The sequence below is a fragment of the Pantoea sp. S-LA4 genome (genome assembly GCF_054482835.1).
This window is the reverse complement of the sequence record NZ_JBTLRC010000002.1, coordinates 2335268-2361674: the sequence shown is the minus strand read 5'-3', so window position 1 is coordinate 2361674 and position 26407 is coordinate 2335268. Positions and strand designations below refer to the sequence as shown.

Genomic DNA, 26407 nt, shown 5'->3' with positions numbered 1-26407 from the left:
GCAAAGGATAATGAACGACAGGTTCAGTGCTTAATTAAGTTAGTTTTACTTTTTGTTGGACGCTTACACAGCGGCGTATTCGCCTCTATCAATCAATAACTGATAGCGAAGATCTAAATGATTACAATCAAAATGAAATTGATACCCTTGCTGGTATCCGCCACTTTTCTTAGCGGGTGTACGATCGAACCAGGTCAGCGCCTTTCCACATCGGGAAAAGATGTCATCGAGCAGCAGGACAGCAACTTTGACATCGACAAGTACGTCAACGTCTTTCCGTTAACCCCAACGCTGGTTGAGAAAATGCGTCCTAAGCCGCTGGTGGCTCAGGCGAATCCTTCTCTGCAGAACGAAATTCAGAACTATGAATACCGTATCGGCATTGGCGACGTCCTGACTGTCACCGTCTGGGATCACCCGGAGTTGACCACGCCAGCCGGTCAGTACCGTAGCGCCAGCGACACCGGTAACTGGGTACATTCCGATGGCACGATTTTCTACCCTTACATTGGTAAAGTCCGCGTAGCGGGCCGGACCGTGGGTGAAGTGCGTAACGAAATCGCCCGTCGCCTGGCACAGTACATCGAAAGCCCACAGGTCGATGTCAGCATCGCCTCGTTTAAATCGCAGAAGACCTACGTGACCGGTTCAGTGACCACCTCAGGTCAGCAGCCGATTACCAACGTGCCGCTGACGATTCTGGATGCCATCAACGCCGCAGGCGGCCTGGCAGCGGATGCGGACTGGCGCAACGTGGTGCTGACGCACAACGGTCGCGAACAGCGCGTGTCACTGCAGGCGCTGATGCAAAATGGCGACCTGAGTCAGAACCATCTGCTCTATCCGGGCGACATTCTGTACGTTCCGCGTAATGACGATCTGAAAGTGTTCGTGATGGGTGAAGTGAAGCAGCAGGCGACCCTGAAAATGGATCGCAGCGGCATGACGCTGGCGGAAGCACTGGGCAATGCGGCCGGGATGGATCAAACCACCTCTGACGCCACCGGTGTGTTCGTTATCCGTCCACTGCGCGGCACCGATCGCAACAAGATTGCCAACATCTATCAGTTGAACACCAAAGATGCGGCATCAATGGTCATGGGTACTGAATTCCAACTGGAACCGTACGACATCGTCTATGTCACCTCCACGCCGCTGACGCGCTGGAACCGTGTGATCTCGCAATTACTGCCAACCATTGCGGGTATCAACGATGTGAGCGAGAGCGCACTGCGTATCCGCAACTGGTCAAACTAAGGTTTCACCATGATTACGTCCGTGTTAGTCGTTTGCGTCGGCAATATCTGCCGCTCTCCGACCGGAGAGCGCCTGTTTAAACGCGCATTACCCAACACCCGTGTCAGTTCTGCTGGTCTGGGCGCCCTGGTGGGGCGTCCTGCCGATCAGACTGCCAGCGACGTAGCGGCCGCACATGGTCTGTCGCTGGAAGGGCATCAGGCTCAACAGCTGACGGCCGAAATGTGCCGCAACGTCGACCTGATCCTGGTGATGGAGAAGCGTCAGATTGAACAGGTGAACCGCATTGACCCGGCCGCGCGTGGCAAAACCATGCTGCTTGGGCACTGGCTCAATCAGAGAGAAATTGCGGATCCGTACAGAAAAAGCCGTGAGGCCTTTGAAGAGGTTTACGGGTTACTGGAAAACGCTACCCAGAAATGGGTCAACGTATTAAGCCGATAGTTGGGATTATCCATGAATATAAAAAACAAGGTCAGAACCGCGCCGGGAGAGGATTCAAATGGATGGGATCTGGCGCATCTTGTGGGACAGCTTATTGATCATCGCTGGATCATTGTTGCCGTTACCGCTTTCTTTATGCTGGCGGGCACGCTCTACACACTGTTTGCGACACCGATTTACAGCGCCGATGCGTTAGTACAGGTTGAGCAGAAAAATGCCAGCACCGTACTGAACGAACTGGACAGCATTCTGCCACCGACGCCAGCCTCAGATACTGAGATTGAGATTCTGGAATCGCGCATGGTGATCGGCAAAACCGTTGACGATTTGGGTCTGGATACCGTTGTCGAGCAGAACTATTTCCCGGTTATCGGTAAAGGTCTGTCACGTCTGATGGGCAACAAACCGGCTAACATCGCGATTTCGCGCCTGGAAATTCCACGCACTATCGACAAACGTAACGTTGAGCTGGAAGTGACCGGTCCGGACAGCTACACCGTGTCGAAAGATGGCGATGAGCTGTTCAAAGGTAAAGTGGGTCAGCTGGAGTCGCACGGCGACATCACCATGCTGGTGAGCGAGATTCATGCCGACGAAGGCACCAGCTTCACCGTGACCAAGCTCAACAATCTGCAGGCTATCCGCTCGGTGCTCTCTAACCTGACCGTTGCAGACAAAGGTAAAGATACCGGCGTACTGGGTCTGGAATATCTGGGTGAAGATCCTGAGCAGATCAGCAAAGTCCTGAACCAGATCGTGAATAACTATCTGTTGCAGAACGTTGAGCGTAAGTCAGAGCAGGCAGAGAAGAGCCTGGAGTTCTTACGTACCCAGCTGCCGCAGGTTCGCGCCAAACTGGATGAAGCGGAAGACAAGCTGAACACCTTCCGTCGTGAGAACGAATCAGTTGACCTGTCGCTGGAAGCGAAATCTGCCCTCGACTCCTCGGTCAGCGTGCAGAGCCAGTTGAACGAACTGACTTTCCGTGAAGCCGAAGTCTCTCAGCTGTTTACCAAAGATCACCCGACTTACCGCGCACTGCTGGAAAAACGCAAAACGCTGGAAGGTGAGCAGGCTCAGCTGAACAAGAAAATTTCTGGTATGCCACAGACTCAGCAGGAAATTCTGCGTCTGACCCGTGACGTGCAGTCCGGTCAGGAGATCTACATGCAGCTGCTGAACCGTCAGCAGGAGCTGGGCATCAGTAAAGCCAGCACCGTGGGTGATGTTCGCATCATCGATGGCGCGGAAACGGCTAACTCGCCAGTGGCACCTAAGAAGCTGCTGATCATCGCCGCCAGCCTGATTTTTGGTCTGTTCGTGTCGGTGGGTCTGGTGCTGCTGAAAGCGCTGCTGCATCACGGCATCGAAAACCCGGATCAGCTGGAAGAGCTGGGCATGAACGTCTACGCCAGCGTTCCCCTGTCGGAATGGCAGCGTAAGAAGGATACCGAAGCGCTGGCACGTCGCGGCAGCAAGGTGAAAACCGATCCGCACGAAACGCTGCTGGCATTGGGTAATCCGACTGACCTCTCTATCGAAGCGATCCGTAGCCTGCGTACCAGCCTGCACTTCGCAATGATGGAAGCCAAAAACAACATCCTGATGATCACCGGTGCCAGCCCGGGTATTGGTAAAACCTTTATCTGTGCCAACCTGGCGACGCTGGTGGCGAAAGCGGGTCAGCGCGTACTGTTTATCGATGGCGACATGCGTCGTGGTTACACCCACGAACTGCTGGGCGCGGATAACAAATCGGGTCTGTCCAACGTGCTGTCCGGTAAAACGGAGTTCAGTCCGGCGCTGATTCAGCAGGGCGTTTACGGTTTCGACTTCCTGCCACGTGGTCAGGTGCCGCCGAACCCGTCTGAACTGCTGATGCATCGTCGCATGGGTGAGCTGCTGGAGTGGGCGAGCAAGAACTACGACCTGGTGTTAATCGATACACCACCGATTCTGGCGGTTACCGATGCGTCAATTATCGGTAAGCTGGCCGGCACCTCGCTGATGGTGGCGCGTTTCGAAGCCAACACCACCAAAGAAGTGGACGTCAGCTTCAAACGCTTTGCCCAGAACGGTATCGAGATTAAAGGTGTGATCCTCAACGCCGTGGTGCGTAAAGCTGCCAATGCGTATGGCTATGGCTACGACTATTACGATTACGAATACGGTAAGCCAACCAAAAGCTAATCACTGAGTGGATAGGGGCGGTCTGACCGCCCCTTTTTATCGCCCCTTTGAATGACGACACGCATCAATTTACACAGGTAATTCTGTCAAAACCCACATAAGCGATGAAGGTATAAATCGCATGGCGAGCGTCACTCAACAGAATTCATCACCAGCATGGCATCAGCCTGTCGCACGCCCGCAACGGCAGTCGCGTCAGGCACGCTGAGAGGTCAGCCGGGAAGGCAATCAGCGTCGCCGACTGTTGGCATGAGAACTTGTGGAATTAAGGAATCACACCATGGCTCCATATTGGTATGTATCAGGGTTTTTACTGGTGATTTCGCTGGTTGAACTCCTGCTGAAAAAAGACGAACGAACCAACCATCTTCTGACCTGGTTGCTCTGTATCGCGACCGTGACGCTGATTGTGTTCGGCGGTATTCGCGGCCTCGGCACCGGAATGGATGACTACCAATACCGCAACTTCTTCGAAGATTTTATCCGGCGTATTCAGGTTAACGGCTTCTTTAATACCGTGGCATTCTTCCGCTACGAGCCGCTGATCTTTGCGATTGCTACCCTGACCAGCCTGATCTCTCATAACGCCAGTACCTTCCTGTTTGTCTTTTCGATTCTGGCGGTGGGCACCAATGCGATCTTTTTCAAAAAGATGTCACCCTATCCGGTGATGGCGCTGGCGCTCTATTCGGCGCACATCTTTATCAACAAAGATATGAACCAGATTCGTTTCGGCCTGAGTTCAGCGCTGTTCCTGGGCGTGATCTGGGCGCTCTATCTGCGGCGTTACTGGATGGCGACCGGCTTCTTTGTCCTCTCCTTTCTCAGTCACAACACCGCCGTCATGGTGGTGACGCTGATCCCGTTCCTGTTTATAAGTGAACGCCGCTTGTGGCCGATTCTTATTATTGTGCTGAGTATCCCGGCATCAAAAGTCGGGGGAATGGGCTTTGTATCGGTCATTGCCGGCCACCTCGGAGCGTTAGGCGAAAGGGCAGCCAACTACAACAACGACAATTCAGCCGCGGCAACCACCGGTAGCGTCTTCTCGGTTTCCAACCTGAAGAACGTCGCGCTGGTGTTTATCTTTGTCTACTTCATGCTGAGCAACCAGCTTAAACGCGACAATTACAACGCCTGGCGACTCAACTACCTGTTGATCATTACCTTTGCGATTGGCGGTGGCATCAGGATCTTCTTCTACAACTACTCATCCGGCGCACGTCTGTCGAACTACCTGCTGCAGGTGGAGCCGATCATTCTGACGCTGTTGATCTACCAGTCGAAGCGGGTCTGGAAACCGGCGATGTTTGCGATGTTCGTCTTCTTCCAGATGTACTACCTCTACTACAACACCATCTCACTCAAGCAGGCGGTGGTGGGGTATGAAGTAGCGCGTGAATTTAAACTGATCCACTGATGAACAGGGTGAAGGCGATGAACCGATATCTTCCGTTGTTGCTGGTCGCCGCGCCGCTGATGGCGCAGGCGACGCCCACTCCGGCCGCGATCGTTATCGCGGCCTATGGTGACTCGACGACCGCAGGCGTGACCTCGTCGGGCGGGCGTAACATCATTATTAAAGATAATGAAATCAGCTATCTGCAGCAGATGTTGCAGCAGAAGTATGGGCCTGCGGTACGCATCGAGAATCACGGTTCGCCCGGAGCCCTGCTGACCGAACTGACTAAATCGTCGCTCAGCTGGGAGCAGCGGATGGCACAGTCTGATGCCAGCATCATTCTGATCAATTACGCCATTAACGATGCGCGCATCTACTCAGCAAAAAACCGGCCGGCTGGCGCAGAGAGCCCGGAGGATTTTAACCGCATCCTCACCGGACTGATTAAAACCGCCAAAGCGCACCATAAACAGGTAGTGCTGCAACAGCCTAATCCACTCTGTGGCCGGGCTGAGCGCTGGAACCTCTGGCCATATGTTTATCAGCTGAATCAGGTGGCGCAGCAGCAGCAGGTGCCCATTGTCCGACAGTATCAGCTGATCAAGCAGCAGGGCGACTGGCGCAGTGAGATGTCACCGGACTGCATTCACCCGACCAGCACACTCTATAAAAAGAAAGCTGAGCAAACTTTTGAGCTGCTAAGTCAGCATTTTGACAGCGTGTTTAAAACCAACAGCTAACCATTTGATTTAATAAATTTCAGGAGCAGGACAGTATGTATGTACTGATAATGGCGTTGTCGCTGGGACTGGCGCTGATGGTGTTGCGGTTGTTCTCATTCCATCGCGGCATTTATAACGATAGCGGGATTAAAAGTATCTCCGGATTGCGTGCGCTGCTGGCCAGCATCGTGGCGTTTTCCCACTTAGCCCATTATCTCTATGCACGCGATAACGAATGGATTTTTGATAAAGACTATTTTTCGCTGATTTCGCAGGGCAACTTTTTTGTGAACAGCGGCAAGTTTGGCGTGGCGCTGTTTTTTATGATCTCCGCCTTCCTGTTTTATCGCTGGCTGGACAATGACCGTCTCTCTCCCCGCGAGCTGACCCAAAAATTACTCAAGTCGCGGGTGCGCCGGATAGTGCCGATGTTCTGGTTTTCGGGGCTGGTGATTGTGTCGATTGGCTGGTTACAGGGTGATCTGGTACCGGACCTGACGTCGCTGAAACAGGGGCTGCTCTGGTTGCTGTTTGTCGGCAATTATCACATCGGTTCAATCAAGACCGCCGATATTAACGCCGGCGTTGAGTGGACGCTGCGACTGGAATGGCTGCTCTATCTGTCGATTCCGCTGATTTATCTGCTTAATCGTGTCACCGGTGGCCGTTACAAAACGCTGCTGATCCTCGGCTCGATTGGGGTGATTTTCATGATTGCGGTGGCGCTCCGTGTGTGGGGAACCGCCTATACCGATCCGCGTCCGGTGCTGGGATTCGCAATGGGGTATCTGGCCTGGCTCTACCGTGACCACTGGGTGCAGGGCCGCAACTCTGGCAAGGCGGCCGTGCTGGCGATTGCGCTCGCCGTCGTGGCGCTGTTCTTTACCAGTAACGCGTTCTTCTACCTGATTTTCCTCGCCTGCCTGGCGATAGTGTTTTTCATTGTCAGCAGCGGCAACGCCATTTTTGGCCTGCTGGAGAACAAGACCCTGATGTCGGTGGGTGAAGTGAGCTATAGCCTCTATCTGATTCATGGCGTGGTGCTCTATTTCATTAAGCAACTGCCGCTGCCCGCATTGCAGCACAACTTTGTGCTCTATACCGCGCTCTCGACCCTGTTTTTTGTGGTGTCGTTTTACGTGGCAAAACTGACCTACCTCTACGTGGAAAAACCGTTTATCGGCAGCAGCAATAAGAAAAAAGTGGCGATTGAACCCTCGCCGACAAATTAGGACATCACCGGTTACCCTACCAGGCCCAAACGTTATATCTTTGAAATTGGAAATGTTTTTAATGAGGTGCTGGCAATGAAGGACATTCGCTTCTCCATCGTAATTCCTGCTTACAATGCGTCAGAATCGATCGTGACGACGCTGGATTGCGTTAAAGCGCAGACGTATCGCAATTTTGAAGTAATCATCGTTGATGATAAATCCGCCGATGCGGCCGCGCTGGCGGAAGTGGTGCGCAGCGAGCGCTATCAGGACCTGAACATTAATCTGGTGCTCTCTGAGGTTAAGCTCAATGGCGCCGGTGCGCGTAATAAAGGCATTGAGCTGGCAACCGGCGATTACGTCAGTTTCCTCGACGCCGATGACGAGTGGCATGCCGATAAGCTGCGTCAGGTGAGCGAAAAAATTGCTCAGCTGGACGCGCAGGGTAAACAGAAGGTCGTGATTTTCAGCCAGGTGAACATCTATCAGGATGGCGCTTTTCTGAAAGTGATGCCGATGCAGCCACCGGGCAAAAATGAAACCGTCGCCGAATATCTGTTCGGCTGCTACGGCTTTATTCAGACCAGTACCATCGTGCTGAAGCGCGAAGATGCAGCGAAAATTCAGTTCGATACCCGCTATATCCGCCATCAGGATTACGATTTCTGCATTCGTGCCGACCGCATGGGCTATGCGTTCGAGATGATCGCCGCGCCGCTGGCTAATTACCATCTGGTGACGAAGTTCGGCTCGAAGCACAAAGGGGAGTCGGTGAACTACTCGATGTTCTGGCTCGACGCCATGAAGCCGCACCTGACCCCGCGTGACATTCACACCTACAAAGCCTTTAAGCTGCCGCTGCGCTACAAGATGGACGGCAAGGGCGTGATGGCGAGCCTGACTTTTGCCCGCTACTTCTTCCTGACGAACCAGGATAATCGCGCTTACTTTATGAACCGGGTCAAAGACAAGGTCAGATCGCGGTTTGGCGGTGAAAAAGCGCTCTCCTGATTCACGCTAATGCTTTGTTTGCTCCTGTTAGCAGGAGCAGCTTTCTCCTTATTTTGCTTATTATTCTGGGTTAAAGATGAATAATCACGTTGGAACCGTCGGCATTGTTATGCCTATGTATAACGCACGTCAGACGGTATTACGCGCCGTGCAATCGGTTATCAATCAAAGTTATGCCGACTGGCACCTTTACCTGATTAACGACAAATCGACCGATGACTCCCTCGCCTGGGTGCAGGAACAGTGTCAGGACCCGCGCATCACCATTCTGGATAACGCCGTTAACATGGGCGCTGCCGAAACCCGTAACGTCGGGCTGCGCGCCGCCAGCGAAGAGATCATCGCGTTTCTCGACAGTGACGACGAATGGCATGCTGACAAACTGGCGCAGCAGGTGGCGGCGATGGCGGCCGGTGATAACTTTGTCATCACCGAATATCACTACAAAACCCGCAACGCCGATCACGACATTACCTACAGCAAACCTTATCTGCAGCAGGAAAACTTTGTGAAGAAGCAGTATCGCGTCTGCTTCTCCTCGGTCTGTTTCCGCCGTCCGCCAGAAGGCATCTTCTTCCAGCGTAAGGGTCACGAAGACTTTCTTTTTCTGTATGAACTCTTCACCCGCTATAAGCAGGCACGCGTGATTCAGACCATTCTGGTCAATTATTACGAATTAGGTGATTCCCTTTCCCGTAATAAGAACAAAGCGGCGAAATGGCACCTTGAATTATTAAGAATTATCTATAAAAACAATCCTTTAAAAATCTATTACTATTACGGCTGGTATATGGTGAATGGCGTGCTGTTTACCCTGAAGCATCGTTAAGCCAATCGGCAGGATTGTCTTTATTATTTGAGGTGGATAGCGTTTCATGAAAAAAATCGTCCTGGTGATCAAAGATGCCTATTCGTATGCGGGCACCGAGAACATCTGTAACTTTATGTCAGAATGTCTTGGCGAAACACACGACGTCACCATCTACTCGCTGGAAGGCAGCGGAAAAACCTTCTATCCGTTTGAGCACGTCAAACAGATCGTCAGCTTTGAAGGGCAGAGCAACCCGATTAAAAGCGCGGTGGCCCGTATTCACGAAGAGGGTTTCGATACCGTTTTCCTGATCAGTATGGGACGCCTCAGCGTGATGTTCGCTTTCTGGAACCTGCTGGCGATGAAGAAAAAGCGCGGCAAAGCCTATGCCTGCGAACATATCGCCATTAACTCCTTCAGCAAACCGATCAAGTTCCTCAAGTTTCTGCTGCTGCGCTACTACGACCGCGTGATTGTTCTGACCGACAAAGATCATCAGGTGTTCAGCCGCTGGCGCATTCCCAGCAAGCAAATCCCAAATCCGGTGGTGTACAAAGGCTTTCAGCGTCAGACGCGCCATCGTCAGGCGCTGGCCGTGGGTCGTCTGGATAACCAGAAGGGCTTCGATTTGATGCTGGATATCTGGCGCGATTTTGCCCGTTCCCATCCTGACTGGACGCTGGTGATTGCCGGTGACGGCGAACTGCGTCAGCAGTTACACGATCAGGCCGCGGTGCTGGGGATTACTGACAGCGTGAAGTTTGTCGGTAAGGTCAGCAACATTAACGATTACTACCGCGACAGCGACATGGCGCTGATGACCTCACGCTATGAAGGATTGCCGCTGGTGCTGCTGGAAGCCAAATCCTGGTCACTGCCGGTAGTGGCCTATGACTGTCCGACCGGACCGCAGGAGATCATCAATCACGGTGAAGATGGCTTCCTGGTGCCGATGAATGACAAAACCACCTTCCTGGCGAGGATGGATCAACTCGCCAGCGATGACGCCCTGTTCTATGCCATGAGCGAAAAAACAAAACAAACCGCGCTGAAATTCGACGGTAATCAAATCAAGCAAAGCTGGCTGGCGTTGGTGTAATTGGTGCTGGAAAAGCGCCCTTGCGACGTGCATCAGGGACACCGCCATGGCCACTGGCCTTATTGACTACGGGAAATGATGCATGAAAAGAAGAGAAGTTTTACAGACCGCCGCCTCCGCTCTGGTTGGCGCTCTCTCCGTGAGCACCTTTTCCAGCTACGCTGCTAAAAGTAACGGTATCGCCCTGAAGCCGGTTGATGCCACTGATGTGCCGAAGGGCGACGTGCCGATCCTGACGCCAGAAAACGTTTATGCCATGCCGCCGCAGTTCTGGCAGAGTTTTGAAGGCAAGCTGTGGATCGGTAAAGCCGGCACTGACGCCAGCAAGCCAGGCAACCAGATTCCGGTGTTCCTGCGTGATGCCAATGGCAAAGTGTCGCAGATTGCTCAGCCGGTCGCCCTGAACAAAGGCAATTTTTCCCAGTTCATTCAGGATAACGCGGCGCTGATCGCCGATCCGTCGCACTCGATGGCGGTGGAAGACAACAGCGGTCAGATGTTGTTTAACATCACTGACGTCAGCCGTCCTGGCGCGGCTGATTTCAGTCAGCGTCTGGCGCAGCCTGCCGGTTACCAGCTGATTGGTGAAATCCCGTCCGTGGAAGAGTTACGTAAAACCCGTCCGCTGTTCGAAGGGGCCAAAGTGAAGCTGAAAAGCTGGCATGAAGGCTTCGAAGTGGGCGGCGGCGAGTTTGTCGGCAGCTTCCAGCCCGCCCAGGATGATGGCGGTGTTAACTTCGCCGGTCAGGGTTTCCACTGGCGTCGCGTGGTAGAAGATTTTAACCGCTTAACCCTGTTTGATTTCGGCGCGATTGCGGATGGCAAAACCGATACCGCTCCGGCGATCATGGCGATGTTCACCTGGTCGCAGCAGGCTAACCAGCAGATCTGCATCCAGTTCCCGGCCGGCACCTTTTTTGTCTCGGTCTGTGACTTCGGCGATAAATATCTCAACTTCTTCCGCGTCTCCGGAGCGATGGTCAACTTCGGTTACTTCCCGGCCACCACCGTGGTCTCGGATGGCAAATCAGAGTTCATCTTCTCGATGAATGCGCGCCGGGTTGAGCTCTCTAACCTGATTTTCAACGGTAACAATGAAAAGAACCCCAACAAACAGGGCTTCTTCCATAATATCTGTCCCGGCGGTCAGTTTTTCCGGGGTGCCTGCCTGCGTTTCAATTTTGTCGGCGGTACCGCCATCAGCCTGCAGGACACGCTGGATTGCAAAATCGACCAGTGGTACGCCTCACGCTGCAGCGGCGACGTGATCAAATCGGGCTGGTCAGGCCAGAAGCAGGGCAAATGGGATCACAGTACCGCGATTGAGTTATCTAACTTTAATGCGCAGCACTGCCGTGGCGGCAATGTACTCAACCTGCCGCGCTGCGGTCAGTCGATTATTCACAACGGCTGGATTGAGCATTGCGACAATCCTGGCGACATCTCGAACGGTCAGTGGATCGTCGATGCGCTGAGCCTGGAGGATTGTAAGAATCCGCTGATCGCGCACAACTCCCGACTCAATATGCGTCAGACCAGCCTGCAGTCAGGCAGCTGGATCGACAACTCCAGCCAGGGCGATCGTCTGCTCAGCATCTGGGAGATGGGCTCAACCCGCGTTGAGTCGTACGGTGTCGCGCTGGATGGCAGCCTCAAGTACAACTACATCACCTCGCGCTGGCGGTTAGAGAACAACACCAATCAGGAGACCTGGTTCGATCTCGGCAGTCTCTACTCACCGACGGTGGGGGATTCGTGGGAGATTGAAATCTTTGGTCAGGCGCAGTTCAGCAACGGCAGTGGCGATCAGCCGCTGATGAACCTGATCAGCGACAAAACCACCGGTGGCCGTGCGGTGATCCACGTTCAGCGCAAGAAAGGGCGCTCGGAAGCCAGCTGGTCTGCCGAAGGCAGTTCGCCGGTGGTCGACGTGCGCTATGTGGCGGAACATGACACCGATGTGCGGATCTTTATCAAGCTGGCGGGCTGGACCCCGGCGGCGGCGGTGCTGGTGAAAACCACCGGTAAAGACCGTTTTGTCACCGGACGCTGCGCGCGGGTGAATGCCCGGATGCAGCCCGGTAATCCGCCGGCCGGTGATGCCACCAAACGGGCACCGCAGCGTTTCAGCCTGCACAACGGCAAAGCGGGCGTCGGTGCCAACGAACAGGGCGATTTGCTGATGGCCTCGCGGCCGCTGTCGGCTGACCAGGTGGATACCAGCAAGCCGGAAGGTTTTGTCTCGGTGGTGATCAACGGCAAACAGGTGGCGCTGCCTTACTTCGCGATTAAGTCGTAACCGATTCAGGCGTCACTGATTCAACCGTAAGGGATGCATGACGGCCGCCATAATGGAGGCGGCCGGTCTTAACAGGAGCAGGACCCTTTGGGTGCGTTATCCCGTATTGCAGTTATTTAAACAGAGTTCATTTTGCCCGTTGCGGATCTGGGCGGCTTGCAGAATTAAAAAAATTCATTCGGAGTTGTTATGAAAATTTTATTGGTGGGTAACCATACGTGTGGGAATCGTGGGGATGGCGCGATTCTTCGTGGACTGATTGATTCAATGAAGTCTGCTCGCAGTGATTTAGACATTGATGTGATTAGCCGTTATCCAACCAGCTCCGGTTATTTGCTCCAGCAGGATATTCAGCAGGATTCGCTGTTTCTGCACAATAGCAAGTCAGCAAAAGGTCTGGTCGGTTCGTTTAAGCGTAAAGTCGCGAACCGTTTGATGCCCGATATTATGATGGCGCATCTGGGCAAGGGCGGCCTGTACAAGTCGTTCGCCGTGCCGCCGCACCTGAAAGCGTTTACCGAAAGCCTGGCAAAGTATGATGCGATTATTCAGGTCGGCGGATCGTTCTTCGTCGATCTCTACGGCGTGACCCAGTTTGATCACGCGTTGTGTGCGCTGATGGCGAAAAAACCGATCTACCTGATTGGTCACTCTGTGGGTCCGTTCCAGAACCCGCGCGTTAATGCGCTGGCTAACTTCGTGTTCGATCGCGTCGACAGCCTGGTGCTGCGTGAGTCGGTCAGCCTGGATCTGATGAAGCGCGATGGTGTCACCAGTTCGAAAGTGGCCGCCGGCGTGGATACCGCCTTCCTGGTGCGGGCGCGTGAAGTGGAAAACCCAAGCCACAACCTGCTGCACTGGCAGGGCATTATCAGCGGTCGTAAAACTATCGCCATCACCGTGCGTGAACTGGCGCCGTTTGATAAACGTCTGGGCGTGACCCAGAAAGAGTACGAAGCCGCCTTTGGCCGGGTGATTAACGCCATGATCGCCGAAGGCTACCAGGTGGTGGCATTCTCGACCTGTACCGGTATCGACAGCTACGCCAAGGATGACCGTATGGTGGCGCTGACGCTGCGTGACCACGTGGCACAGCCAGAGCATTACCATGTCATCATGGATGAGTTTAACGACCTGGAGCTGGGTATCCTGCTGAGTCATTGTCACCTGACCATTGGTACCCGTCTGCACTCAGCGATTATTTCGATGAACTTTGGCACCCCGGCCGTGGCGATCAACTACGAGCACAAGTCGATGGGTGTGATGAACCAGTTGGGTCTGCCGCAGATGGCAACCGATGTGAAAAGCCTGATGGATGGCTCGCTGATCGACAAGGTCCAGACGGTCCTCGCCGACTACGACAACATCAAGCAGAAGGTCGACACGGCCGTTGCGAATGAAAGGGAAATTGGCAATCGGATCACTGAAGAGATTCTCAAAGTATTAGGGTAATGTGATGAAACTGACTTTTTTCACCATGCGTTTCCCGGTTGCCTCTGAGACATTCGTACTAAATCAGGTGACCCATTTTATCGATGCCGGTTACGAGGTGGAGATTATTTCGGTCTTTCCCGGTGATTTAGTCAACCGGCACGCCGCCTTTGATGAGTATGGTCTGGCGGCAAAGACACACTATCTGCTGCCGGAAGAGAAGGTCTCGATTGTCGATAAGCTGAACCAGCGTCTGCGGCTGGTGCTGCCGAAGGTGACGAAGCCGTCGCTGCTGCGTTCGCTCAATGTGCGCCGCTATGGCGCCCAGTCGAGCAAACTGCTGCTGCCGTCGATCGTCGCCAATGCCACGCAAACCTTTACCGCCGACGTGTTTCTGGTGCATTTCGGCTACGCCGGCGCGCTGGCGAATAAGCTGCGTGAGCTGGGCGTGCTGAAAGGCAAGCAGGCGACCGTGTTTCATGGGGCGGACATTTCCCGTCGTCACATTCTGGAAGAGCACAAACTCGATTACGTTAACCTGTTCCGACAGAGTGAGCTGATGTTACCGATCAGCCATCTGTGGCAGAACAAGCTGATCGAGATGGGCTGTCCGCCGGAAAAGATTCACGTTACGCGCATGGGAATTGAGCCGGAGAAGTTTAACTTCCAGCCGCGTCAGGCGTTTCAGACACCGCTGCGCATCGTTTCGGTGGCGCGTCTGACCGAGAAGAAAGGGCTGGATGTGGCGGTGAAAGCCAGCGCGATTCTGAAACAGCGTGGCGGTCAGTTCCAGTACACCATCATTGGCAATGGCGATCAGGATGAGATGATGCGTGATTTCATCGCCCGCGAGGGGATGGAAGATTGCGTCAGTATGCCGGGCTTCAAACCGCAGGATGAAATCCGCCGCGCGTTAAGTGAAGCGGATATCTTCCTGCTGCCATCGAAAACCGCGGCCGATGGTGATATGGAAGGCATCCCGGTGGCGCTGATGGAAGCGATGGCGGTCGGGCTGCCGGTGGTTTCTACGTTCCACAGCGGCATCCCGGAGCTGATTGAGAACAACGTTTCCGGCTGGCTGGTGGAAGAGGACGATCCTGAGGCGCTGGCCGAGACGCTGCTGAAGCTGTCGCAGGGCGAAGTCGACGTGGCACCGGTGGTGGCTGCGGCGCGCCATAAGGTTGAAACGGAATTTAATCAGCACATCGCCTACGGCGAACTGGCACAGATCCTGGAGCGTCTGGCGTGAGTGGATTTAAGTCACAGGCAATCTGGCTGTTCGGCAGCACCTGTTTTTCTGCGGTGCTGCAGGTGGCGCAGCTCAGCTTTCTTGCCCGCAAACTGGAAACCCATGAGCTGGGGCTGTTAGCCATTATCAACGCCATTCTGGCGGTGGCTGGCGTGCTGCAGGATATGGGGATGAGCAGCTATCTGGTGCATCGCCAGAACATCAGCCGCCGCGAGCAGAGCACCATTTACTGGGTCAACGTTTCTCTCAGTCTGTGTACCGGTGTGATCATGCTGCTGATCGCCTTCCCGGTGGCGTGGTTCTATCATCTGCCTGAGCTTGTGGGGCTGATCATGCTGACCAGCCTCAACTTCCTGGTGCTGGGGCATCTGTCGCAGTATCAGGCGCACTACATCAAAACCAAGCGGATGGTATCGCTGGCGAAGATTGAGATGGGCACCAAGCTGTTTGCCTTTCTCTGCGTAGTGGCGATGCTGGAGTTCACCTCACTGACGGTGGCCGCGGCGATTCTCGGTCTGTTTATCAACGCCTTTACCCGCATCCTCTGCATGATCGCGCTGGGTGAGAAGTCGTGGCGTCCGACCTGGGAGTTCGATAAAGCGACCTTCTTTGGTGCCATTCGTTACGGCAGCTATCAGCTCGGTTCGCAGACCATCAATCAGTTGCGTACCCAGGCCGATGCGTTAGTGGTGGGTAAGGTGATGGGCGCTGAGATGCTCGGTGTCTACTCGCTGGCGAAAGAGCTGGTGCTGCAACCGCTGAAACTGGTCACGCCGGTGATTAACCGCCTGGCGCTGCCGCGTTTCGCCGAGAAGCAGCACGATGCCGAACAGCTGAAAAAACTGTTCCTCAAGGGTACGCTGGGCATCATGCTGTTCAGCAGCGCGATGTACCTGGTGATTGGCATCTTCTCGCCGGTGATCGTCCGCGTACTGTATGGCGCATCTCATGAGCAGGTCTATCACCTGATTCCGCTGATGCTGCTGTTTGGTATGCTGCGCCCGATGGGGGGCCTGACCGGAGCGATCTCGCAGGCTAACGGACGCACCAACGTCGAGTTCTACTGGAACATCGTGGCAAGTATTGTGGTACTGGCGGTGCTGGCCACCACCTTTATCTGGCCGAACGTGCTCTACGTCGCGCTGACGCTCTCTATCTCGCAGATTCTGATCTCCGCCCTGGCGCATCCGTTCTTTATTAAGCCGGTGATTGGCATTCGGTTTATGCCCTATGCCCGCCAGTGGGTTGCGGTTTCAGTGGTGTTTGTCGGCGTCATGATGCTGGTTAATCACTTCAATCTGTTTGTGATGCCGGAATGGTTTGAAGGCTGGTTATAACAGCACAGCACTCTTATTAACGGGCGGCCTCAGGGTCGCCCGTTTTCATTTATCGCTGGTCTTAGCCGCTGGCCGAATCGTGTCGGCAATGGCAGGGGCGAAATAAGTTTACTGCTTGTCTTTATTCAGTTTCTGCTGTCGCTGGCAATGGGCAAAATGCCGAATTTCCATGTTGTGACAGAGAGTTAGTGTCCGATTTTCAGATAAAGATTATACTTGCTGTTCTGGCCGATCCTGCATAATCGACCCACATCTTCATTTTATTAAACGGAATAAATATGACCAAGCTTAAAGCAGTAATCCCGGTTGCGGGTCTCGGTATGCATATGCTCCCTGCGACTAAAGCCATTCCGAAAGAGATGCTGCCTGTCGTCGACAAACCGATGATTCAGTACATCATTGACGAATGTGTGGCTGCGGGCATTAAAGAGATTGTGCTGGTCACCCATGCCTCTAAAAATGCGGTGGAAAACCACTTCGATACCACCTATGAGCTGGAAGCGCTGCTGGAAGCGCGCGTGAAGCGTCAGCTGCTGAGCGAAGTGCAGTCTATCTGCCCGCCAGGCGTGACCATCATGAACGTGCGTCAGGCGCAGCCGCTGGGTCTGGGTCACTCTATTCTGTGTGCCCGTCCGATGATTGGCGACAATCCTTTCGTGGTGGTGCTGCCAGACGTTCTGCTGGATGATTCCACCGCTGACCACATGCGTTATAACCTTGCGGCAATGGTTGCCCGTTTTGAAGAGACCGGCCACAGCCAGGTACTGGCGCAGCATATGCCTGCTTCCGATCTCTCTGAGTACTCGGTGATCACCACCGAAGAGCCGATTGATCACCCAGGCGACGTCAGCAGCATCACTAACTTTGTTGAGAAACCAGAGCATCCTGCTGAGCTGAACTCTGACCTGGCGGCCGTGGGTCGCTATGTCCTGTCTGCTGATATCTGGGCAAAACTGGAGCGCACCGAGCCAGGCGCTTGGGGCCGTATCCAGCTGACCGATGCGATCGCCAGCCTGAGCCAGCATAAAACAGTGGATGTCTCGCTGCTGACCGGTCACAGCTTCGACTGCGGTCGTAAACTGGGTTACATGCAGGCGTTTGTCTCTTATGGTCTGCGCAGCAACGCTCAGGGCCGCGATTTCCGCGAAGCGATCCAGAAGATTCTTGCCAAACAACACTAATACCTTCGCCGCGCATCCCGCGGCAGAAAGAAAGGAGTACACATGGCTATTTTAGTAACGGGTGGCGCAGGCTACATCGGCTCCCACACGGTGCTGGCGCTGCTGCAGCGCGGTGATGACGTTGTGGTACTGGATAACCTGTGCAATGCCTCACGCGAAGCGATTAACCGCGTTGAGAAGCTGGCGGGTAAGAAAGCGACCTTCGTTGAAGGCGATATCCGCGACCGTGCCTCGCTGCGCGACCTGTTCGCCTCGAACAGCATTTCTGCCGTGATCCACTTCGCCGCGCTGAAAGCGGTGGGTGAATCAACCCGTATGCCGCTGGAGTATTACGAGAACAACGTCGCGGGTACCGTGGTACTGCTGGAAGAGATGCGCGAAGCGGGCGTGTTTAACTTTATTTTCAGCTCTTCCGCCACCGTTTACGGTGCGGATGCGCCGGTGCCGTACGTTGAGACCACGCCGATTGGCGGGACCACCAGTCCTTATGGCACCTCCAAGCTGATGATTGAGCTGGTAATGCGCGACTTCGCCAAAGCGGAACCGAAATTTAAGGCGATCGCTCTGCGTTACTTCAACCCGGTCGGCGCGCATGAGTCCGGTGAAATCGGTGAAGATCCAACCGGCATCCCGAACAACCTGCTGCCGTACATTGCTCAGGTAGCTATCGGCCGTCTGGAGAAGCTGGGTGTGTTTGGCGGCGACTACGACACGCCAGATGGCACCTGCCTGCGTGACTACATCCACGTGGTTGACCTGGCGGAAGGGCACCTGAAGGCACTGGATCATCTCAACAAAGTGGAAGGCTACACCGCTTACAACCTCGGCGGCGGCAAAGGCTTCTCGGTGCTGGAGATGATTAAAGCGTTTGAGAAAGCCTCAGGTAAAGCCATTCCGTTTGAGATCAAACCACGCCGTGACGGCGACCTGCCAGCCTTCTGGGCTGACGCCTCACTGGCGAATCGTGACCTTGACTGGCGCGTAACGCGCGGCATCGATGAGATGATGCGCGATACGTGGAACTGGCAGAGCAAGAACCCGGATGGGTTTAAGTAAACTGCAATGAAATGCAAAAAACCCGGCTAAGGCCGGGTTTTTTTATGTCTGCGTTAAGCAGAATTGCATATATAGACTAAACATTAGCCCGTAGCCAATACATTCCTGACAATCAACGCGATTAATGCGGATTTATCCTGGCGTGCCATCTGCTCAATTGAAACACTATAGAGCGTTGAGCTACGGCTTGAGCAGAGGCCTGGCGCGATAAGCACGTCGCTACTATGCTGTTTTGCCAAAGATTACTTTAGCTGAAGTGCATCTTTATCAATGGTTAACCAAACTTAAGTTTTGCCTGGCACAATGAAAGAATAGGCATATTATTTTTGCCGCACAAATTGTACTATTTGCGGTGGTCTCAGAACCCGTATGCGATTGAATAAAATATCATCAACGCATCGACAAGCTAACCTGTGATGGCATGAATCCTATCACACAGCATATTGGTTGCTGCAAGCCAAGGGCGGTAGCGTGGCTGTTTATTCATAATGAATAAAAATTGACCCGCTTTATATGCAATAGCATGCTTAAATTTGTTAGAGGATGTGGAATGTTACTTCCCGTAATCATGGCCGGAGGAACCGGCAGCCGCTTATGGCCCCTTTCCCGCGAACTTTATCCTAAACAGTTCATCTGTCTACACGGCGAACACTCGATGCTACAGGAGACAGTTAACCGCCTGACGGGCATTGAGGCCCGTGCACCGATGGTGATTTGCAACGAAGAGCATCGTTTTCTGGTCGCCGAGCAATTGCGACAAATTAACAAGCTATCCCATAACATTATTCTTGAGCCAGTTGGGCGCAACACGGCCCCGGCTATCGCACTTGCCGCCCTTAATGCTGTGGAGCAGGGTGATGACCCGGTACTGCTGGTACTGGCAGCGGATCACGTGATTGAAGATCGTACCGCTTTCCATCAGGCCATTAAGGTAGCGACCGCACACGCTAAACAGGGCAAGCTGGTTACTTTTGGCATCGTGCCAACCGGCCCGGAAACCGGATACGGCTATATCCAGCGTGGCGAAGCGCTCGCTGGCGCAGAGAGCGGGCTTTATCAGGTGCAGCGCTTTGTTGAGAAACCTAATCAGAGTACCGCTGAGCAGTACCTGGAATCCGGTGAATACTACTGGAACAGCGGGATGTTTATGTTCCGCGCAAAACGCTATCTGCAGGAACTGGAAAAATTCCGCCCGGATATCCTCGAAGCCTGTCGCCGCGCGATGGCTAACGTGAAAGAAGGCAATGATTTTATCAGTATCGATAAAGACGATTTCATCGCCTGCCCGGATGAGTCAGTAGATTATGCGGTTATGGAACAAACTGATGCCGCAGTCGTCGTTCCGCTGGCAGCAGGGTGGAGTGACGTCGGTTCCTGGTCAGCGCTGTGGGAAGTGAACGATAAAGATGCCCACGGCAACTCCCTTAAAGGCGATACTTTCCTGCACAACACAAAAAACTGTTACATCAACAGTGAAGATCAGTTGGTTGCCGCCATCGGGGTAGAAAACCTGGTGATTGTGAACACCAAAGATGCGGTGCTGGTTGCGCGTAAAGATCAGGTTCAGGATGTGAAGCGTGTGGTTGAGTTCCTGAAAAGTGAATGCCGCAGCGAATATCGCCGTCACCGTGAAACCTACTGGCCATGGGGACGCTGCGATCTGGTGGTTAATACCGGACGATTCAACGTCAACCGCATTACGGTGAAGCCGGGTGAGGCCTTTGAATTGCAGATGCATTACCACCGGACTGAGCACTGGGTCATCCTGTCGGGTACCGCGAAAGTGACTATTCAGGATAAAACCTTGTTGCTGACAGAGAACCAGTCAACCTTTATCCCTATTGGTCATCCACATACCTTAGAAAACCCAGGCAAAATTCCATTAGAGCTGTTGGAAATCCAGTCGGGTTCCTATCTTGGCGATGACGATCTCATTTTGATTAAACAACAGTTTGCAAGTAAGTAAGGACAGACAAGATCATGGCAGCACTGACCTGTTTTAAAGCTTATGACATCCGTGGTGAGCTGGGCACCGAACTCAATGACGATATTGCTTACCGCATAGGTCGCGCCTACGGCGAATTTATCCGGCCTAAGACCATTGTGGTCGGCGGGGATGTTCGTCAGACCAGCGAATCGCTGAAACTGGCGCTGGCAAATGGATTGCGGGATGCGGGCACCGATGTACTGGACATCGGTATGAGCGGAACCGAAGAGATCTACTTCGCCACTTTTCACTTAGGAATTGATGGCGGGATTGAAGTGACTGCCAGTCATAATCCAATGAACTACAACGGCATGAAGTTAGTGCGGGAAGGTGCGCGTCCAATCAGTGGAGATACCGGATTGCGTGACGTCCAGCGTCTGGCTGAAGCCAACGATTTTGCTCCGGTTGACGAGAGCAAACGCGGTAGCTACAAGCAGATCTCAGTCCTGGATGCCTATGTCGATCATCTGATGGGCTATATCGACCTGAAGAACTTCACTAAGCCAATGAAGCTGGTGATTAACTCAGGTAACGGTGCGGCCGGCCATGTCATCGATGAGATTGAAAAGCGCTTCCAGCAGGCGAATACGCCTGTCACCTTTATCAAAGTACATCATCAGGCAGATGCGACTTTCCCTAATGGCATCCCTAATCCACTCCTGCCGGAATGTCGTAAAGATACTTCTGACGCGGTACGTGAGCATCAGGCTGATATGGGCATTGCTTTTGACGGTGACTTCGACCGCTGCTTCCTGTTTGATGAGAATGCTGAGTTCATTGAAGGCTATTACATCGTTGGCCTGTTAGCAGAAGCATTCCTGAAAAAAGAGCCTGGTGCAAAAATCATCCATGACCCGCGTCTGACCTGGAACACCATTGATGTGGTTACCAAAGCGGGCGGCATTCCGGTGATGTCTAAGACCGGACACGCTTTCATCAAAGAACGCATGCGTGAAGAAGATGCGGTCTATGGCGGTGAGATGAGCGCGCACCACTACTTCCGTGACTTTGCCTATTGTGATAGCGGCATGATTCCGTGGCTGCTGGTGGCTGAATTGCTGGCGGTGAAAGGCGAAACGTTATCCGGGCTGGTTGCAGAGAGAATGAAAGCGTTTCCTTGCAGTGGGGAGATTAACTATAAAGTTTCCAACCCGAAGGCCATTATCGCTGCTCTTGACGAAAAATACGCTTCTTCCTCAATAGCTCAGGATAATACAGATGGTGTCAGTCTGGATTGTGAAAGCTGGAGATTCAACGTCAGAACTTCTAATACTGAACCTTTGCTTCGACTTAACGTCGAAACCAGAGGTGATACCGAGGCGTTGAGCAAATTACTGAAAGAAATTGATTCGCTTATTAAAGCATCATCGATTTAGTTTAACACTTAGCTACTAATTTTAATTTTCTTAATCATGGGTTTACGAATGACGAATAAAACTGCAGTAATTACCGGAATCACAGGTCAGGATGGTGCTTATCTCGCAGAGCTGCTACTGAACAAAGGATATACCGTTTATGGTACCTATCGTCGTACCAGTTCAGTGAATTTCTGGCGCATTGATGAGCTTGGCATCCGGTCTAATCCAGCTCTGCACCTGGTTGAGTATGATCTGACTGATTTGTCATCAAGCATCCGTTTGCTTCAGGAAAGCAAAGCTACGGAAGTCTATAACCTTGCTGCTCAGAGCTTTGTCGGTGTCTCGTTTGATCAGCCACTAACTACTGCTGAAATTACCGGTATTGGCCCAGTGAATTTGCTGGAAGCGATTCGTATCGTTAATCCAAAAATCCGGTTTTATCAGGCATCTACCTCAGAGATGTTTGGCAAAGTGCAGGCCATCCCTCAAAAAGAAGATACCCCTTTCTACCCGCGTAGCCCCTACGGTGTAGCTAAGCTTTATGCACACTGGATGACCATAAACTATCGTGAAAGCTATGACATTTTTGCGTCCAGCGGCATCCTCTTCAACCATGAATCACCTCTGCGTGGGCAGGAGTTTGTAACACGTAAGATTACCGACTCAGTTGCTAAAATTAAGCTCGGTAAGCTGGAAGTGCTTGAGTTAGGCAACATGGATGCTAAGCGTGACTGGGGCTTCGCGAAAGAATACGTCGAGGGTATGTGGCTGATGCTACAAGCTGACGAGCCAGATACTTTCGTACTTGCTACCAATCGTACTGAAACCGTTCGTGACTTCGTCTCCATGGCGTTTAAAGCCGCGGGCATCGAATTGCGCTTTGAAGGCAAAGATGAGCAGGAAGTGGCTATCGATGTCGCGACAAACAAAGTTGTGGTCAAGGTCAATCCTAAGTTTTATCGCCCGGCTGAAGTAGAATTACTGATCGGCAATCCTCAACGTGCTAAAGATATTCTGGGCTGGGAACCTAAAACAACTCTGGAAGAGCTGTGTGCAATGATGGTTGAAGAAGATCTGCGTCGTAATAAACAAGGATTCTCCTTCTGATATGATTAATGGCAAAAAAGCACTGATCACAGGGATCAAGGGCTTTACCGGCCAATATATGGCAGCGGAATTATCCGCTGCCGGGTATGAAGTATTTGGTTTCGGTTCATCCCCAGCCCAAAATTCGGCAAACTATGTTCAGGTCGATCTCACAGACTCAGTAGCAGTAAAGCAGGCCGTTGATGCTGTTTCACCTGACGTGGTCGTTCATCTTGCGGCAATTGCTTTTGTTGGACATGCCGATTCAAATGCATTCTACGACGTAAATATTTGCGGGTCTCGTAATTTGCTGCAAGCTTTATCTGAATCCGTAAAGTGTCCTGAAGCGGTTCTGCTTGCCAGCAGCGCAAATGTTTACGGTAATAACACCCCAGGTAAATTAGCGGAATCAACAGCGGCCAGGCCGGCAAATGACTATGCTGTGAGTAAGCTTGCAATGGAGTACATGGCTAGCCTGTTTTACAGCAAACTACCTATTATCGTCGCTCGCCCATTTAATTATACTGGTGTTGGACAAGCAGGAAATTTTCTTATTCCTAAAATTGTTAAGCACTTCAGGGAACGCCAGCCGGTTATAGAACTGGGAAACATAGACGTATGGCGCGATTTTTCTGATGTTCGCGATGTAGTAGGCAGCTATCGGGGATTATTAAAATCTTCGGCTTTTGGTGAAATCGTCAATGTCGCTTCAGGTAAAATGCATTCGTTACGTGAGGTTATTAACCTCTGTGAGGAGTTGACGAGTCATCAAATACGAATCGAGATTAATCCTCAATTCGTCCGTCCAAATGAAATAAAAGAGCTTTGTGGCGATATTAGTTTATTGGGTAGGTTAACCGGTAACAATACCGCCAAAATAACGCTCAGAGAAACGCTCAAATGGATGCTACAGGCAAAAGGTTAAACGTTGTTTTTTCAACGGATTGTATCAAATACCCCCTGACTGGAATTGGCCGTTACGCGTTTGAACTTGCTAAGCAACTTCAGGAGAGAGAACAGCTTTTACTTACATTTTTTCATGGTACTAAAGTTCGTGATTCGCTGGCGGTAGCCAGTGAATCAGCGCAGTCCATTCAATCTGTTAAGCGAAGGTTGCAAAAAAGCAAAGCTGCCAGTGAGATATATCGACTCACTTATCCGGTCATGAAAACTATCGCGCTCAGGAATTTCAAAGATCATATTTTTCACAGCCCAAACTATTATCTTCCTCCTCGCGTAAAGCATTGTGTCGCAACTTTTCATGATTTGTCTGTTTTTCACTGGCCGCAGTTCCATCCTGCAGGCCGTGTTCATCTTATGCAAAAAGAGTTAAGAAATACGGTCTCAAGAGCGGCAATGCTTATTACTGACTCACATTATACTAAAAAAGAATTAATTGATTTTTTTGGAGTCGAAAACGATAAAGTCAGTGTTGCACCATTGGGTTATAACGAGCAATTTCGTCCCCGACAAGAAACAGAAACACGAGATGTTCTGAATAAATATCAGCTCAAATGGCGCAGCTTTTTTCTTTACACAGGTACCATTGAACCCAGAAAAAACATTCTGACGTTGCTGAAGGCTTTTGACTCACTACCTACTAATGATAAACGGGCGCTTCCTTTAGTGATAAGTGGATACAAAGGCTGGGAAAACGAAGAACTGTTCAGACTTTTCAGGAAGGGTGAGAGTGAAGGCTGGTTAAAATATCTGGGCTTCGTGCCTGGTAAAGAGCTGCCACATCTTTATAGTGCAGCTAACTGTTTTGTCTTTCCTTCTATATATGAAGGTTTCGGTTTACCGGTATTAGAAGCCATGGCTTCAGGTACACCAGTGATTTGTTCTGATGCAACCTCACTTCCTGAAGTAGGAGGGGGCGCTCCACTGATGCACTCCCCAGAAGATGTTGATACTTTGACTGCCCACCTCAAGCTAATGATAGAAGATGCTGACGAAAAAAGCCGCATGACTGCTTTAGGGCTTGCTCGTGCACAGCAATTTTCATGGTCCAGATGCGCGGATAAAACCATTGAAGCTTACGAGCAGGTTGCTAAATTTATATGATTAAGGTTCTGCACTGTTATAAAACATATTATCCAGACACATTTGGCGGCATTGAGCAGGTTATTTATCAACTGGCCGAAGGCGGAGTAAAAGAGAACATCCAGTCTAAGGTGTTTACTCACAGTCCCTCTTTCGATATTAAGGAGAGTAAATTAGCTCATCACTCCGTCTACCGGGTCAAAACATTTCTTGAGCTGGCTTCCACACCTTTTTCATATTCAGCGATCCGTGAATTTAAAGAACTGGCGAAAAATGCTGATGTCATTCATTATCATTTCCCCTATCCATTCATGGATTTTATGCATTTTGCTGCAGGCATCAAAAAACCATCCGTCGTAAGCTATCATTCTGATATTGTTAAACAGAAGATGCTACTGAGGTTATACACGCCTCTGATGAACCGGTTTCTAAATAGCGTGGATCGTATTGTCGCTGCCTCACCGAATTATGTAGAAAGTAGCCCCGTTCTACAGCAGTTCGAAAACAAAGTGGAAGTCATTCCTTACGGACTTGATAAAAAATTCTATCAAAATAATGATCCTGCTGTTCTACTTAAGTGGCAGGCAAGATTTCCGGATGGCTTCTTTCTGTTCATAGGCACATTTCGCTATTATAAAGGCCTGCATATTTTAATCGAAGCGGCTAAAAACAGCCGTTATCCGATTGTCGTAGTTGGAGCAGGCCCAATTGAAGCCGAGCTAAAATCTCAGGCGCAGCGACTAGGGGTAGATAATATTCATTTCCTGGGTGCGTTAGACGACAGCGATAAATCTGCGTTACTGCAACTGTGTACCTGTCTGGTATTTCCTTCGCACCTGCGTTCAGAAGCCTTTGGTATTTCATTGCTTGAAGGGGCGCTTTATTCAAAACCCCTGATTTCCAGTGAGATTGGTACGGGCACGACCTTCATTAACATCGACCGGGTAACCGGTTTGGTGGTGCCACCTTCAGATCCGGTCTCTTTGCGTAAGGCGATGGATGAGATATGGCACAACCCGAACCTGGCCAGCACTTATGGCGCAGCAGCGCTTGCGCGCTTTGAGGCGCTTTTTACTGCCGAAAAGATGATCCAGAGTTATACACGACTCTATAAATCCTTGTTAAATGTGTGATTTTTTTTCAGATTATTTCATCTGACTATCGCACCATTCATTACCTTTTATCAGCTATCCTGAGTTAACATACTGATCACTTATAAAGTGGTGTTAC

Annotated in this window: 21 protein-coding genes; all 21 read left to right on the top strand. The window is 51.9% G+C overall.

What is annotated here, in order from left to right; translation table 11 throughout:
* Positions 1-117 precede the first annotated feature (117 nt).
* Positions 118-1257 carry a polysaccharide export protein gene (locus ACX3P5_RS11950; protein ID WP_031375327.1) on the top strand — a complete coding sequence of 380 codons (1140 nt, stop codon included), beginning with the start codon at positions 118-120 and terminating at the stop codon, positions 1255-1257.
* A 9-nt stretch (positions 1258-1266) separates the two neighbouring features.
* On the top strand, positions 1267-1701 hold the full coding sequence (locus tag ACX3P5_RS11945; RefSeq protein ID WP_233987629.1) for an arsenate reductase/protein-tyrosine-phosphatase family protein: 435 nt from the start codon (positions 1267-1269) through the stop codon (positions 1699-1701).
* 12 nt (positions 1702-1713) lie between these two features.
* Positions 1714-3891 (top strand): tyrosine-protein kinase Wzc, encoded by a 2178-nt coding sequence (gene wzc, locus ACX3P5_RS11940; protein ID WP_233987630.1) that lies wholly within the window; start codon positions 1714-1716, stop codon positions 3889-3891.
* 280 nt (positions 3892-4171) lie between these two features.
* Positions 4172-5311: an EpsG family protein gene (locus tag ACX3P5_RS11935; protein WP_233987631.1), complete on the top strand. Its 1140-nt coding sequence runs from the start codon at positions 4172-4174 to the stop codon at positions 5309-5311.
* Between the two features lie 17 nt (positions 5312-5328).
* The gene (locus ACX3P5_RS11930; protein WP_458968762.1) at positions 5329-6033 is read left to right on the top strand and encodes an SGNH/GDSL hydrolase family protein; all 705 of its coding nucleotides are present in this window, start codon (positions 5329-5331) and stop codon (positions 6031-6033) included.
* Between the two features lie 35 nt (positions 6034-6068).
* Entirely contained in the window at positions 6069-7247 is a 1179-nt protein-coding gene (locus tag ACX3P5_RS11925; protein WP_233987633.1) for an acyltransferase family protein, read from the top strand.
* A 75-nt stretch (positions 7248-7322) separates the two neighbouring features.
* A complete protein-coding gene (locus ACX3P5_RS11920; protein WP_336755606.1) occupies positions 7323-8240 on the top strand; it encodes a glycosyltransferase family 2 protein in 918 nt (305 codons plus the stop codon).
* Between the two features lie 76 nt (positions 8241-8316).
* A complete protein-coding gene (locus ACX3P5_RS11915) occupies positions 8317-9069 on the top strand; it encodes a glycosyltransferase family 2 protein (protein ID WP_262287615.1) in 753 nt (250 codons plus the stop codon).
* A gap of 46 nt (positions 9070-9115) precedes the next feature.
* Entirely contained in the window at positions 9116-10150 is a 1035-nt protein-coding gene (locus ACX3P5_RS11910; RefSeq protein ID WP_233987636.1) for a glycosyltransferase, read from the top strand.
* 82 nt (positions 10151-10232) lie between these two features.
* Positions 10233-12449, top strand: coding sequence for a phage tailspike protein (locus ACX3P5_RS11905; protein WP_458968761.1), 2217 nt, complete (start codon positions 10233-10235; stop codon positions 12447-12449).
* A gap of 189 nt (positions 12450-12638) precedes the next feature.
* Positions 12639-13901, top strand: a complete 1263-nt coding sequence (gene wcaK, locus ACX3P5_RS11900) for a colanic acid biosynthesis pyruvyl transferase WcaK (RefSeq protein ID WP_233987638.1) — start codon at positions 12639-12641, stop codon at positions 13899-13901.
* A 4-nt stretch (positions 13902-13905) separates the two neighbouring features.
* Positions 13906-15129, top strand: coding sequence for a glycosyltransferase (locus ACX3P5_RS11895; RefSeq protein ID WP_233987639.1), 1224 nt, complete (start codon positions 13906-13908; stop codon positions 15127-15129).
* A complete protein-coding gene (locus tag ACX3P5_RS11890) occupies positions 15126-16466 on the top strand; it encodes a lipopolysaccharide biosynthesis protein (protein ID WP_233987640.1) in 1341 nt (446 codons plus the stop codon). Before ACX3P5_RS11895 ends, ACX3P5_RS11890 begins: the two co-directional genes overlap by 4 nt.
* Positions 16467-16744: 278 nt before the next feature.
* The gene (galF, locus tag ACX3P5_RS11885; protein ID WP_458968760.1) at positions 16745-17647 is read left to right on the top strand and encodes a UTP--glucose-1-phosphate uridylyltransferase GalF; all 903 of its coding nucleotides are present in this window, start codon (positions 16745-16747) and stop codon (positions 17645-17647) included.
* 42 nt (positions 17648-17689) lie between these two features.
* Positions 17690-18703 (top strand): UDP-glucose 4-epimerase GalE, encoded by a 1014-nt coding sequence (gene galE / locus ACX3P5_RS11880; RefSeq protein ID WP_094120342.1) that lies wholly within the window; start codon positions 17690-17692, stop codon positions 18701-18703.
* A 550-nt stretch (positions 18704-19253) separates the two neighbouring features.
* Positions 19254-20669: a mannose-1-phosphate guanylyltransferase/mannose-6-phosphate isomerase gene (locus ACX3P5_RS11875; RefSeq protein WP_233987642.1), complete on the top strand. Its 1416-nt coding sequence runs from the start codon at positions 19254-19256 to the stop codon at positions 20667-20669.
* 14 nt (positions 20670-20683) lie between these two features.
* Complete coding sequence (cpsG, locus tag ACX3P5_RS11870) at positions 20684-22066, top strand: phosphomannomutase CpsG (RefSeq protein ID WP_233987643.1); 1383 nt, start codon at positions 20684-20686, stop codon at positions 22064-22066.
* 48 nt (positions 22067-22114) lie between these two features.
* Positions 22115-23155, top strand: a complete 1041-nt coding sequence (gmd, locus tag ACX3P5_RS11865) for a GDP-mannose 4,6-dehydratase (protein ID WP_233987644.1) — start codon at positions 22115-22117, stop codon at positions 23153-23155.
* Position 23156: 1 nt separating this feature from the next.
* Positions 23157-24059: a GDP-mannose 4,6-dehydratase gene (locus tag ACX3P5_RS11860; RefSeq protein WP_458968759.1), complete on the top strand. Its 903-nt coding sequence runs from the start codon at positions 23157-23159 to the stop codon at positions 24057-24059.
* Entirely contained in the window at positions 24035-25198 is a 1164-nt protein-coding gene (locus ACX3P5_RS11855; RefSeq protein ID WP_233987646.1) for a glycosyltransferase family 4 protein, read from the top strand. Before ACX3P5_RS11860 ends, ACX3P5_RS11855 begins: the two co-directional genes overlap by 25 nt.
* The gene (locus tag ACX3P5_RS11850; protein WP_458968758.1) at positions 25195-26310 is read left to right on the top strand and encodes a glycosyltransferase family 4 protein; all 1116 of its coding nucleotides are present in this window, start codon (positions 25195-25197) and stop codon (positions 26308-26310) included. Before ACX3P5_RS11855 ends, ACX3P5_RS11850 begins: the two co-directional genes overlap by 4 nt.
* Positions 26311-26407 lie beyond the last annotated feature (97 nt).

Coding starts and splice junctions, on each gene's coding strand:
- ACX3P5_RS11875 (WP_233987642.1), top strand. CDS start 19,254: ATGTTACTTCCCGTAATCATGGCCGGAGGAACCGGCAGCCGCTTATGG.
- ACX3P5_RS11905 (WP_458968761.1), top strand. CDS start 10,233: ATGAAAAGAAGAGAAGTTTTACAGACCGCCGCCTCCGCTCTGGTTGGC.
- ACX3P5_RS11855 (WP_233987646.1), top strand. CDS start 24,035: ATGGATGCTACAGGCAAAAGGTTAAACGTTGTTTTTTCAACGGATTGT.
- ACX3P5_RS11860 (WP_458968759.1), top strand. CDS start 23,157: ATGATTAATGGCAAAAAAGCACTGATCACAGGGATCAAGGGCTTTACC.
- ACX3P5_RS11925 (WP_233987633.1), top strand. CDS start 6,069: ATGTATGTACTGATAATGGCGTTGTCGCTGGGACTGGCGCTGATGGTG.
- gmd (WP_233987644.1), top strand. CDS start 22,115: ATGACGAATAAAACTGCAGTAATTACCGGAATCACAGGTCAGGATGGT.
- cpsG (WP_233987643.1), top strand. CDS start 20,684: ATGGCAGCACTGACCTGTTTTAAAGCTTATGACATCCGTGGTGAGCTG.
- wcaK (WP_233987638.1), top strand. CDS start 12,639: ATGAAAATTTTATTGGTGGGTAACCATACGTGTGGGAATCGTGGGGAT.
- ACX3P5_RS11910 (WP_233987636.1), top strand. CDS start 9,116: ATGAAAAAAATCGTCCTGGTGATCAAAGATGCCTATTCGTATGCGGGC.
- ACX3P5_RS11850 (WP_458968758.1), top strand. CDS start 25,195: ATGATTAAGGTTCTGCACTGTTATAAAACATATTATCCAGACACATTT.
- ACX3P5_RS11950 (WP_031375327.1), top strand. CDS start 118: ATGATTACAATCAAAATGAAATTGATACCCTTGCTGGTATCCGCCACT.
- ACX3P5_RS11895 (WP_233987639.1), top strand. CDS start 13,906: ATGAAACTGACTTTTTTCACCATGCGTTTCCCGGTTGCCTCTGAGACA.
- galF (WP_458968760.1), top strand. CDS start 16,745: ATGACCAAGCTTAAAGCAGTAATCCCGGTTGCGGGTCTCGGTATGCAT.
- ACX3P5_RS11915 (WP_262287615.1), top strand. CDS start 8,317: ATGAATAATCACGTTGGAACCGTCGGCATTGTTATGCCTATGTATAAC.
- ACX3P5_RS11935 (WP_233987631.1), top strand. CDS start 4,172: ATGGCTCCATATTGGTATGTATCAGGGTTTTTACTGGTGATTTCGCTG.
- ACX3P5_RS11930 (WP_458968762.1), top strand. CDS start 5,329: ATGAACCGATATCTTCCGTTGTTGCTGGTCGCCGCGCCGCTGATGGCG.
- ACX3P5_RS11920 (WP_336755606.1), top strand. CDS start 7,323: ATGAAGGACATTCGCTTCTCCATCGTAATTCCTGCTTACAATGCGTCA.
- ACX3P5_RS11945 (WP_233987629.1), top strand. CDS start 1,267: ATGATTACGTCCGTGTTAGTCGTTTGCGTCGGCAATATCTGCCGCTCT.
- wzc (WP_233987630.1), top strand. CDS start 1,714: ATGAATATAAAAAACAAGGTCAGAACCGCGCCGGGAGAGGATTCAAAT.
- galE (WP_094120342.1), top strand. CDS start 17,690: ATGGCTATTTTAGTAACGGGTGGCGCAGGCTACATCGGCTCCCACACG.